At 62.6% G+C, this 12089-nt stretch carries 10 protein-coding genes; 2 read left to right on the plus strand and 8 right to left on the minus strand.

Annotation, left to right across the window (positions count from 1 at the left end):
* Positions 1-3 precede the first annotated feature (3 nt).
* The 7 genes from FJ434_RS04090 to FJ434_RS04125 form a co-directional block, all read right to left on the minus strand.
* On the minus strand, positions 4-2559 hold the full coding sequence (locus tag FJ434_RS04090; protein WP_140748895.1) for a PAS domain-containing sensor histidine kinase: 2556 nt from the start codon (positions 2557-2559) through the stop codon (positions 4-6).
* Between the two features lie 188 nt (positions 2560-2747).
* Entirely contained in the window at positions 2748-4148 is a 1401-nt protein-coding gene (gene ahcY, locus FJ434_RS04095) for an adenosylhomocysteinase (RefSeq protein ID WP_140506845.1), read from the minus strand.
* A gap of 171 nt (positions 4149-4319) precedes the next feature.
* Complete coding sequence (locus FJ434_RS04100) at positions 4320-4616, minus strand: HPr family phosphocarrier protein (protein WP_015314359.1); 297 nt, start codon at positions 4614-4616, stop codon at positions 4320-4322.
* On the minus strand, positions 4613-5014 hold the full coding sequence (locus FJ434_RS04105) for a PTS sugar transporter subunit IIA (RefSeq protein ID WP_010912939.1): 402 nt from the start codon (positions 5012-5014) through the stop codon (positions 4613-4615). Before FJ434_RS04105 ends, FJ434_RS04100 begins: the two co-directional genes overlap by 4 nt.
* Positions 5015-5178: 164 nt before the next feature.
* Positions 5179-5637, minus strand: coding sequence for an HPr kinase/phosphorylase (locus tag FJ434_RS04115; RefSeq protein WP_140506843.1), 459 nt, complete (start codon positions 5635-5637; stop codon positions 5179-5181).
* A gap of 12 nt (positions 5638-5649) precedes the next feature.
* Positions 5650-7434, minus strand: coding sequence for a sensor histidine kinase (locus tag FJ434_RS04120; RefSeq protein ID WP_140506841.1), 1785 nt, complete (start codon positions 7432-7434; stop codon positions 5650-5652).
* 83 nt (positions 7435-7517) lie between these two features.
* Positions 7518-8219: a response regulator transcription factor gene (locus FJ434_RS04125; protein WP_010912942.1), complete on the minus strand. Its 702-nt coding sequence runs from the start codon at positions 8217-8219 to the stop codon at positions 7518-7520.
* Between the two features lie 344 nt (positions 8220-8563).
* Here FJ434_RS04125 and FJ434_RS04130 point away from each other — a divergent pair, with 344 nt between their 5' ends.
* Positions 8564-10174: a phosphoenolpyruvate carboxykinase gene (locus tag FJ434_RS04130; protein ID WP_140506839.1), complete on the plus strand. Its 1611-nt coding sequence runs from the start codon at positions 8564-8566 to the stop codon at positions 10172-10174.
* Positions 10175-10210: 36 nt separating this feature from the next.
* Here FJ434_RS04130 and FJ434_RS04135 read toward each other — a convergent pair whose 3' ends face one another.
* Positions 10211-11038 (minus strand): oxidoreductase, encoded by an 828-nt coding sequence (locus FJ434_RS04135; protein WP_140506837.1) that lies wholly within the window; start codon positions 11036-11038, stop codon positions 10211-10213.
* A 73-nt stretch (positions 11039-11111) separates the two neighbouring features.
* On the opposite strand from FJ434_RS04135, the gene FJ434_RS04140 reads away from it, so the two are divergent.
* Complete coding sequence (locus tag FJ434_RS04140; protein ID WP_140506835.1) at positions 11112-12047, plus strand: AraC family transcriptional regulator; 936 nt, start codon at positions 11112-11114, stop codon at positions 12045-12047.
* Positions 12048-12089: the final 42 nt, after the last annotated feature.

The following is a 12089-nucleotide window of genomic DNA, read 5'->3' on the forward strand; positions in this document are numbered from 1 at the left end:
GCGCTACTCGGCCGCTGCGCGGATACCCGGCATGTCGGGAAAGGTGCAGATGACGGTCGTGCCCTTATCCCTGCCGGTTTCGATGCGAACGGCGCCGCCATGCAGTTCGACAAAGCTCTTGACGATGGACAGGCCGAGGCCAGCGCCGCGCCGGCGGCCGCCATTGGCGCGCGGCTCGAAGCGGCGGAACACCGAATCGAGCACGTCGGGCGGCATGCCGGGCCCGTCGTCGTGAACCGAGAACTCGACTCCGTCCGCCAGCTGGCGGCATGCCAGCCGGATGGTGCTGGCCTCCGGCGCGTAATTGGCGGCGTTGCTCAGCAGATTGTAGAGGATCTGGCGGATGCGGGTTTCGTCGCCATGGAAGGTCTTCGGCGCGGCGGCGGCGTCGACCGCGAGCCGGATCGAATGCTCCTCCAGCCGGTCGGCGACAAGCTCGGCGGCGGCCGCGATGGTGCGGTCGACATGCACTTCGGAAATATCTAGCTGCATGATGCCGGCATCGACCGTCGCCAGGTCGAGTATGTCGTTGACGATGGTCAGCAGCACCGATGAGGACGAGCCGACATGCTCGACATATTCACGCTGCTTCTGCGTCAAAGGGCCCGTCGCCGGCAGCGACAGCAACTCCGTGAAGCCGATGATGTTGGTCAGCGGCGACCGCAGTTCGTAGGACACATGCTGGACGAATTCGTTCTTGAGCTGGTCTGATTTCTCGAGCGCCTCGTTCCTGTCCTTGAGCGCGCGCTCGATGTGGACGCTGTCGGTGACGTCGACGAAGGTCATCATCACTTGCCCGTTGGGCAGCGGAATCACGGCGTAACGCAGCACGGTGCCGTTGTTGAGCTCGGTCTGGCCGTGGCGGTCGCGGCGCTCGTCGTCGAAACCGGTGATGGCGGCGACGAAGCCGGGCCAGGGGCTCTCGACCGCTTGCCGATCGGACAGCTCGCGTATGGCCGATACGTGCACATTGGGCTTGGCGGCTTCCGCGTCCAATCCCCACAGCGTGGCAAAGGCCGGGTTCGACAGCCGCAGCCGGCCGTCGGGGCCGAACACCGCGACGCCCTCGGCGAGGTTGTCGAGCGTTTCGCCCTGGACCCGAACCGCGGTGCGGTAGCGGCTTTCGAGATCCATCTTCTCGGTCAGGTTCTCGAACACCCAGGTGACGCCGCCCTTGGGTTGCGGGTTGGCGACGACGCGGATCGTCTTGCCATCCGGCAGATGCCACCAGTGTTCCTGCGATTCGACCGCACGATAGGCGCTGAGCAGGCCTTCCTTCCAGCGGCGCCACTCCGGCTGTTCGGCGATCTTGCCCTCGCTGCGCAGCCGGTCGAGCAAAAGGGCGTTGTCGGGCGCGCTGTGCAGGAAGCCGCTGTCGAGCCCCCACAGCTTCTGGAAAGCCTGGTTGAAGAAGCGCAGCTTCTCGTCGGTGTCGAAGATGGCGACAGCGGTGTTGAGCTGGTCGAGCGTATCGGCGTGGCTGCGCACGGTCCGCTCATATTCGCCGCGGATAGCCTCGATGGCGCTGGTGTCGCAGGCAAGGCCGGCCGAACCGTCGGCGCCGGCAAAGTCGGTCACGGCGAACACGCGGCGGTCGCCTTCGATCACCGTCGAAAGCGACTGCTCGAATACCGGATGCGATTTGTGCTGCGTGGCGATCGCCTCGCGCGCCTGGCCGCCGAGGAATTCCTTGGCGTCACGCACCGCGGCATCCGCGCTCTCGGCTTCGACCGCGTCGGCATAGGCCCGGTTGACCCATTTCAGGCGGCCATGCTCGTCACGCAGCCATGCCGGCATCTTCAGCGCCTCGAGCAGCCCGATCATCGTGTCATGATCGGTGGCCAGCCGCTGGTTGTCGATCTTGAGCCGGGCCTGGCTGCGCTGCGTCTCGGAAAGCGAGACAAACCGCACCAGCACATGGGCCGCGCTCTTGCGGCCATGCACTTCCAGCGGAGCGCCGGCCTGGGATTCGATCACCAGGTCGAACGGCCTGCCTTTTTCGCGCAAACCCGCCACGGCATGTTCGAGTGCCGCCGCCGAACGCGGCATCAGCCAGCGGCCAAAAGCGAGGAACGCGGCCCGTTCCTCCGGCGCACCGCTTTCGGTCGGCAATGTGCCGATGAGTTCGGGTTTCTTGTTTTCCGAGGCCCAGACGACGACACGCTGATCGCGCAGGTTGAGCAGCGCTTCCGAACGCCGCAACGCCGCGCTGACGTCGGCGACGCGGCTTCTCAGCTCGACATTCTCCGCCGAGGTACGCGCCCGTTCGCGGATGAGAACGATGGCCGACAGGAATGCCGTACCCGTCACGCCGACGAACACCGCCAGCTGTACGACCTCGATGGTGCTGATCGAAACACTGGCCACGGCGGCGCCGGCGGTCTGGGCATGCGCGACCGCGCCCGCCAAGGGGCAGGCGAGAGCGGAGCTGGCAAGAAACAATCCTGCACGGGCGCGCCATGAAAGGCGCTCGCCTCGCGGGGCGGAGCCCATGGTCCTCGACTCGTCATGGCCGCCGGAAACGGCCTTTCCCGCCTGAAGCGGGTTATCCCCCGGCATGTCTTGGTCCTCTTCGCCGCCTGAATGCAAGACCGCCCTGATGCGTACGCCGATCCTCGTCCCCGGATCCGCGAATCACAACAATAGCGCCTGCCGGAATCGGCGTGAAGAATCATTCGGTGCAAAAATAAAGCCGGGCGAAAAGTCAATCGCCCGGCCTCAATATCTAGTGGTAAATCCGGATTTGGTTAATAGCGGTAGTGTTCCGGCTTGAACGGACCCTGCGGTGTGACGCCGATATAGGCTGCCTGCTCGCCCGATAGTTCGGTCAGGCGGGCGCCGAGCTTGTCGAGATGCAGGCGCGCGACCTTCTCGTCGAGATGCTTGGGCAGCACATAGACCTGGTTCTGGTACTGCTCACCCTTGGTGAACAGCTCGATCTGGGCCAGCACCTGGTTAGTGAAAGAGGCCGACATGACGAAGCTCGGATGGCCGGTCGCGTTGCCGAGATTGAGCAGGCGGCCTTCCGACAGGAGGATCATCCGCTTGCCGTCCGGGAAGGTGATCATGTCGACCTGCGGCTTGACATTGGTCCACTTCAAATTGCGCAGCGACGCGACCTGGATCTCGTTGTCGAAATGGCCGATGTTGCCGACGATCACCATGTCCTTCATCGAACGCATGTGGTCGAGGGTAACGACATCCTTGTTGCCGGTGGTGGTGATGACGATGTCGGCGGTCGGGGCCGCCTCTTCCAGCGTGACCACTTCAAAGCCGTCCATAGCGGCCTGCAGCGCGCAGATCGGATCGACCTCGGTGACCTTGACGCGGGCGCCCGCACCCTTGAGCGAGGCCGACGAGCCCTTGCCGACGTCGCCATAACCGCAGACGACCGCGACCTTGCCGGCCATCATCGTGTCGGTGCCGCGACGGATGCCGTCGACAAGCGATTCTTTGCAGCCATATTTGTTGTCGAACTTCGACTTGGTGACCGAGTCATTGACGTTGATGGCCGGGAAGGGCAGCAGGCCCTTCTTCTGCAACTGGTAGAGCCGGTTGACGCCGGTCGTCGTCTCTTCAGTGACGCCGCGGATCGCCGCTTTCTGTTTGGTGAAGAAGCCCGGCGAAGCCTTCAGGCGCTTCTTGACCTGGGCGTAGAAGTATTCCTCTTCCTCGCTCTGCGGATTGGACAGCACGTCCTCGCCGGCCTCGGCGCGGGCGCCGATCAGGATGTACATGGTGGCGTCGCCGCCATCGTCGAGGATCATGTTGGAGAGGCCGCCATCGGCCCACTGGAAGATCCTGTCGGTGTAGTCCCAGTACTGCTCGAGGCTCTCGCCCTTGACGGCGAAGACCGGAATGCCGGCCTCGGCGATGGCCGCGGCGGCGTGGTCCTGGGTCGAGAAGATGTTGCAGGAAGCCCAGCGGATGTCGGCGCCGAGCACCTTCAGCGTCTCGATCAGCACCGCCGTCTGGATGGTCATGTGCAGCGAGCCGGTGATGCGCGCGCCCTTGAGCGGCTTCTTGGCGCCGAATTCCTCGCGGCAGGCCATAAGGCCCGGCATTTCGGTTTCGGCGATATCGAGTTCCTTGCGGCCCCAGCCGGCAAGCGAGATGTCGGCGACCACATAGTCCTTGCTACCCGTCATGGCAGTGCTCCGATGCGAATTGTCATACTTGCGAATTGTTAGCGGATGCGCCGTGCCGGAAGACATTTCCAAGGGCGCGAATTGCCGGCCTGACTAGCAGATCAGGCTTCGCGCGACAATGGATATAAAGAAATCTTTATTCGTGCATGTCCTGGAGGGCCGACTTCGAGGTCAGCACTCCTCGCCAAAACGGGAGGCGACAAGCTGCTCCAGCGCATCCATGACCTCGAGCGCCTCGGGGCCGCTGGCGGTGACGCGGATCGAGTATCCCGGGCTGGCGGCCAGCATCATCAGGCCCATGATCGAGGTGCCGCCGACCTTGACGCCGTCCTTCTCGACATGGACTGAAGCGTTGAAGCCGCTGGCAAGCTGGACGAATTTCGCCGAAGCGCGCGCATGCAGGCCGCGCTGGTTGACGATCGGAAACTCCCGGACGATCTGGTCCTTGTCAGGCGACAGCGTGCTCATTTGCTGCTCAAAAGCTGGCTGGCGACGTTGATGTATTTGCGGCCCGCGGCCTGCGCTTCGTCGAGCGCTGCCGCCATGTTATCGCCCTTGCGGATCGACGACAGCTTGATCAGCATCGGCAGGTTCATGCCGGCGATCACTTCGGTGCGGCCGGACTCCATCACCGAGATTGCAAGGTTGGATGGCGTGCCGCCGAACATGTCGGTCAACACGATCACACCTGCCCCCGTATCGACACGGGCGACCGCATCGACGATGTCGCGGCGACGCTGCTCCATATCGTCGTCGGCACCGATCGCCACGGTTTCGAAATTGTCTTGTGGCCCGACGACATGTTCGACGGCATGTCTGAACTCGGTGGCCAGTTGACCGTGCGTTACAAGCACGAGTCCGATCATTCTTTGGTGGCTCCCGTCATCGCCGCTTCACAGGCGCATTTTATGCTCGCCAGCCAATCCAGGCGGCGGGAGCGCTATCTTGTCGACGCGAGGCCCGTTGACAAGCCCAAAATTGCGCCGGCCCATGCCATTTTGACGCATTGCAGCAAAAAACCCAGGGCGGATCATAGAAAAGGCGCGATCGACAGCCGCGCCATCACGGCGGCCAAGGCGGCGGCGACATTGCGTTCGGCCAGATCGATGCGCGCCACCGCGCAGCCGGCGATCTTGTCGCTGGCGTCCTCTTGGAAGCGTGCGATTTCGACTGCCGGCAGCAGCCGCACATGCAGGTCGACGACGCAGGCCGGCTCGAATGGCAGGGGTCGTGGCCCAAGCCGTGGAACTTCGGCCAGGCCCTTGATGGTGGCGGGTGCACGGCACACCAGCCGCCCCGCATGGGCTTCGACAAAGAGCTGATCGTCGCCGACGAGCCGGGAGAACAATCCGCGTTGCAGGCAATGGTCGATCAGCGTCAGTGCTAGCGTTGTCTTGCCCGACCCGGGTGAGCCGGTGATGAGAATGCCGCGCTCGCCCATCAACAGTGCCGTCGCATGAATGTTCTCAGGCCGCACGGCGCAATCCATAACGATCGGCGATCATCCCTCGGCCGGCAGCGTCACGACGAAGCGTGCGCCCTTGATCTCGCCGGGCTTGGTGCCGGGAATGTTTTCGGCGGTCAGCGTACCGCCATGGGCCTCGACGATCTGCCTGGAGATCGACAGGCCAAGGCCCGAGTTCTGGCCGAACGCCTCGCCGGCGGGCCGGTCGGTGTAGAAGCGTTCGAAGATGCGGTCGATGTTGTCGGCGCGGATGCCGGGACCATTGTCGTCGACGGTCAGGATGTTGAACTTGCCGGCGCGCGCCAGCGACAGGCTGATGTGGCCATGGTCCTCCGGCACGAAGGAGCGGGCGTTCTCAATGAGGTTGGTGATGACCTGGCCGATGCGCAGATCATGGCCGACGACGACATAGCCCTTGGCGCCCTGCGGCAGCTTGGCAACCTTGAGCTCGATCTCGACCGCCTTCTTGTTGCGCGTCGTTTCACGCGAAACAGCGACGAGGTCGGTAACGAATTTCTTCAGGTCGACGGTTCCCGCGTCCTCGCGCGCCAGTTCGGCGTCGAGGCGGGAGGCATCGGAAATGTCCGTGATGAGACGGTCCAGCCGTTTGACGTCATGCTGGATGATCTCCATCAGACGCGCGCGTGAGGTGTCGTTTTTCGCTAGGGGCAATGTTTCGACGGCGCTGCGCAACGACGTCAGCGGGTTCTTCAGCTCATGCGAAACATCGGCGGCGAAACTCTCGATCGCCTCGATGCGCGCATAGAGCGCGTTGGTCATGTCGCGTACGGCGATCGACAGATTGCCGATCTCGTCCTGGCGGTCGGAAAAGTCGGGGATTTCCTCGCGGCTCTTGACGCCGCGCCTGACCCGCACGGCAGCGGCTGACAGCCGGCGCAGCGGGTTGGCGATGGTGGAGGCCAGGAGCATCGACAAGATGGCCGTGACCAGCGCCGCGATGCCGAAGACGCGCAGGATCGCCTTGCGTTCCGCTGCGACGATCTTGTCGATATCGCCGCCTTCGGTCGACAGCATCAGCACACCGAGAACCGCGCGAAAACGCTGGATCGGCACCGCCACCGAGACGATCTGCTCGCCCTGTTCCGAGACACGTACGATGGTCGACGGGCTGCCGGTCAGCGCCTTCACCACTTCCGGGAAGGCAGCGCCATTGCCGCCCGGCTGCTCGTGATAGACCGGCAGGTCGGTGTTGCGGAAGAAGTCGAAGATGAACTTCTGGATGCGCTCGACAAGGTCCGGCTCTTCCTCGTCCACCGGCGGCAGGTCGTAGCGCAGGATCTGACCGCGCGAATAGAGATGGCGCGAATCGAGCAGCAGGTTGGCGTCGCGGTCATAGATGCGGGCGCGGGTGCGGGTCGGCGAGATCAGTCGCCGCAGCACCGGCGCCACGCGCTCGGGATTGATCGGAAAATCGAGGTTATCGAGCTGGTCCGAGCCAGGCCCCAGGCTTTCGCCGGCCTGCAGCTCGAGCAGCTTTTCCGGATCGATGCTGATCGAGTCCGTCTCGACCGTCGCCGACGCCGCGATCGCCCCGGCGATGATCTCGCCTTGCGTCATCAGGCTTTCGACGCGCGCGTCGATCAGCCCGTCGCGGAAGGTGTTGAGATAGAGGATGCCGGTGACGAGCACCGCCAGGCCGGCAAGGTTGAGGAAGAGGATGCGCCGCGTCAGGCTGGAAAAGATGTGGTGCCCGAGGAACCGGCGCATCGGTACCGTGATTTTCGACACGAAGGAAGGCATGATGCGCGACGGCCGCCTGGCGGCGCCCGTCGGCCTGCTTCGCTGTGCTTCCACTGCCATCGAATAGCAGCTCCCGCTAGTCCCAGGTTTGAAATATGTCGCAGCCCCAAGCCGGAGGCCGCTTTTGCTCGACATACATCAAATTACGCTTCGCGGAACCGATATCCGACTCCGTAAAGGGTTTCGATCATCTCGAAGTCGTCGTCGACAGCCTTGAATTTCTTGCGCAGCCGCTTGATGTGGCTGTCGATCGTGCGGTCATCGACATAGACCTGCTCATCATAGGCCGAATCCATCAGAGCATCACGGCTTTTTACCACACCGGGACGTTGCGCCAGCGAGTGCAGGATCAGGAACTCGGTGACGGTGAGCGTCACCGGTTCGCCCTTCCAGGTGCAGGTATGGCGTTCCTGGTCCATGACGAGCTGGCCGCGCTCGAGCGAGCGGGCCTGCTGGCTCGGCGCTTTTGCCGCGGCCTCGCGGGCGCTGGCCCGCCGCAATACGGCGCGTACCCGCTCGACAAGCAGGCGCTGCGAGAACGGTTTGCGGATGAAGTCGTCGGCGCCCATCTTGAGACCGAACAATTCATCGATCTCGTCGTCCTTGGAGGTCAGGAAGATCACCGGCAGGTCGGATTTCTGGCGCATCCGGCGCAGAAGCTCCATGCCGTCCATGCGCGGCATCTTGATGTCGAGGATGGCGAGATTCGGCGGCCGGGCCGCCAGGCCTTCCAGCGCGGACGCACCATCCGTATAGGTCTCGACACGATACCCCTCGGATTCGAGGGCGATCGACACCGACGTCAGAATGTTGCGGTCGTCATCGACAAGCGCGATTGTTGCCATTTCAAGCGGCTCCCTCATGAGCTGTCCCTTCTGTCGTAGAGAAGGGGCTTTTGCAGGACAAATTAGGTACAAAATGTGGCATAGGCCTTGTCCGCTGTCACGAGCGGCGTGCCGGCGGCCACAATTCTACCTCGACACCGATTGGACGAACGAGCACCGCCAATCCTTTGGGCAACCACCGAACTTTTTGCATATATAAACGGTTTAAACAACTTTCAAAATATTTAAATCGATTAAATATTTGATATCATTTGCCTTTTCTGGTTCTGACCATCTAACCTGCTTAGTAGGTGTGCCGGAAATATGCCGGCAAAGATGCGGCAAATCTTGAGAAGGGTCACCAAATGTCGGAATTCGGCAAACGCAATCCTGCCTGCGCGATCGATCGTATCGGTCTGAAAACCTCCGGCACGGTGCGCTATAATTTCGGTGCGGCCGCCCTCTACCAGGAATCGATCCGGCGCGGTGAAGCCCGGCTGACCGCGCATGGCGCGCTTGTCGCCGAGACCGGCCAGCACACCGGTCGCTCTCCCAAGGACAAGTTCGTCGTTCGCGACGGCGCCACCGAACCGCAAGTCTGGTGGGACAACAACAAGGCGATCTCGCCGGCCCAATTCGACGTTTTGCTCGCCGATTTCCAGGCCCATGCCGCGGACAAGGACCTTTACGTGCAGGATCTGGTCGGCGGTGCCGACGCCGAGCTCAACCTGCGCACCAGGGTGATCACGGAATTTGCCTGGCACTCGCTGTTCATCCGCAACCTGCTCATCCGTCCCGACGCGGCCGAACTCGAACAGTTCGTGCCCGGGATGACCATCATCGACCTGCCGTCCTTCCGCGCCGATCCCGCCCGTCACGGCAGCCGCACCGAAACCGTGATTGCCGTCGACCTGACGCGCAAGATCGTGCTGATCGGCGGCACCTCCTACGCCGGCGAGATGAAGAAGTCGGTGTTCACCATGCTCAACTACCTCCTGCCGGAGAAGGGCGTGATGCCGATGCACTGCTCGGCCAATGAGGGACCGGCCGGCGATGCCGCCATCTTCTTCGGCCTGTCGGGCACCGGCAAGACCACGCTGTCGGCCGATCCGTCGCGCACTTTGATCGGCGACGACGAACATGGCTGGGGTCCGCATGGTATCTTCAATTTCGAAGGCGGCTGCTACGCCAAGACCATCAAGCTGTCGGCGGAAGCCGAGCCGGAGATCTTCGCCACCACGCAGCGCTTCGGCACGGTGCTGGAAAACGTCGTGCTCGATGCCGACGCCGTGCCGGACTTCAATGACGGCCGGCTCACCGAAAACACACGCTGCGCCTACCCGCTCGACTTCATCCCCAATGCCTCGAAGACCGGACGCGCCAATCACCCGAAGAACATCATCATGCTGACCGCCGACGCTTTCGGTGTGATGCCGCCGATCGCTCGGCTGACGCCGGCGCAGGCGATGTATCATTTCCTCTCCGGCTACACGGCCAAGGTGGCCGGCACCGAAAAGGGCGTGACCGAGCCCGAAGCGACCTTCTCGACCTGTTTCGGCGCGCCGTTCATGCCGCGCCATCCCTCGGAATACGGCAATCTGCTGCGCGAGTTGATCGCGCGCCATGGCGCCGATTGCTGGCTGGTCAACACCGGCTGGACCGGTGGCGCCCACGGCACCGGCAAGCGCATGCCGATCAAGGCGACGCGCGCGCTGCTCGCCGCCGCCCTCGACGGCTCGCTGAAGGCAGGCGCGTTCCGCACGGATGCCAATTTCGGCTTCGAGGTGCCGATGGCGGTGCCTGGCGTCGACAGCGCCATTCTCGATCCGCGCTCCACCTGGATCGACAAGGCTGCCTACGACCGGCAGGCGGCAAGGCTGGTCGGCATGTTCGCCGTCAACTTCGAGAAATTTGAAAGCCATGTCGATGCAACCGTCATGGGCGCGGCGCCCCGCATGCAGGAAGCCGCCGAATAGGCGCCGGGCAGAACATCGATGTCGGACCGCATGCCGTCAGCCGTCGGTCGAGACGGTGACGGATTTCCACACCTCGATTTCCTGCTGGAGACGTTCGATTCTGTCCGACACGAGCTTGAGGGCATCGCTGCCAAGCAGAAGCTGCGGCGGCGGGTCACTGGATTCGACCAGGCCTAAAACGGCGGCTGCCAGTTTGTCGGGGTCACCGAGCTGCTTGCCGCTCTTTACCTGTCGCGCCTCCCGTATCGGATCAAAAAGTGCGTCATAGTCGGTAATTGATCTCTCTGTGCGGACCATTGATCGCCCAGCCCAGTCCGTCCGGAAGGAGCCGGGGCAGACCGCGGTCACGCGGACGCCGAACGGGGCCATTTCCGAACGCATCACTTCCGATATGCCTTGGAGCGCAAACTTGCTGCCGCAATAGTAAGCGATGCCCGGCATGGTAATCATGCCTCCCATCGACGTGACATTGACGATGAATCCACGACGTCGCTCGCGAAACCGGGGGAGGAAAGCCTTGGCGACGGCGACAGCGCCGAAGACATTCACGTCGAACTGACGCCGCATCTCTTCGATCGGCGACTCTTCAAGCACTCCCTCGTGGCCGTAGCCGGCATTGTTGATCAGCACGTCAATCGGTCCATGTTCGTTCTCCGCCTGCCTGACGACGTCGGGTATGATGTCGAATTCCGTTACGTCGCACAGTACCGGTCGAACTGCGGGGAGAACGTCGGCGAGCGCTGCGCGTGATGTCTCCGAGCGAACGGCGCCAACCACCGTATGGCCGATCCGGATAGCGGCAGAAGCTATGGCCAACCCGAAGCCGGAATTCGCGCCGGTGATAAAGAAGGTTTTCTGTGACATGACCCGCAAGCTTTCCTTGATTGGTGACAAATATTATGAGGAACCCAGCGTTTCGATTGCGGGTTCTCTGAACTTGTTGCCAAATCCTATTGCCGCCAAACACGAACGATCCAGACGAGACGAGCTGGTCGAGTTGGCCGGAGCTCTCGCCCCTCGTCACGGCTATAATCCGACCGCGTTCAACCGCGTCCGCATACTCAGGACGGAAGCCGTGCTTCACGACGTCCCGGTCCTCTATAAGCCAGGCGCGGTGTTCGTATTACAGGGGAGCAAGCAAGGCATCCTCGAAAGGGAAATCTACCTCTACGACGAGGAACACTATCTGGCGGTTTCGGTGCCTGTTCCATTCCGCATGAAATCGACGGCCAGTCCGGAGCGACCATTGCTTGCGGTCTATGTTGAGTTCGATATGCAGATGGCAGCCGAGCTCGCCATACAAGCGCAGATGCATGCCGGACCGGCGAGCGGCAGACCGCGAGGTCTCGTTTCAAGCAGGATGGCCCCCGAAATGGAGGATGTCCTGCTGCGCCTTCTTGTGGCGCTTCGCAGCCCCGTTGAAGCTCTCGTCCTTGGTGACGGCATTCTGCGCGAACTGCATTACCGGGTGCTGGTCGGCCCGCAGGGCGGTGCAATGATCGCGGCACTGCAGCAGAAAGGCACGTCCGGAAGGATGATCCAGAGCCTGGCCTGGTTGCGAGAGAACTACAGTTCTGAAATTTCGATCGGCGATCTGGCAAAAGACGTGGGCATGAGCGTTCCTTCCTACCACGTCCATTTCAAGGACCTAACCGGCAACAGTCCAATGCAGTACGTGAAAGCGATACGGCTCCACGAAGCACGATTGATGATTGCACGCCAGAACAAGACGATCGCTGAGGTCGCGGCTTCGGTGGGCTACGCGAGCCCGTCTCAATTCAGCCGCGACTTCAAACGGCATTTCGGGCGCACGGCGTCGGAAGAGACGAAATGGGTCCGTCGCCATCTTGGCGAACTCGCCTGGGCATCGTGATCAGGATCATCATATTTGAGTTAGGGGCTGGGCTTTCGATCG

It is taken from the genome of Mesorhizobium sp. B2-5-13, from assembly GCF_006440535.1.
GTDB lineage: Bacteria > Pseudomonadota > Alphaproteobacteria > Rhizobiales > Rhizobiaceae > Mesorhizobium > Mesorhizobium salmacidum.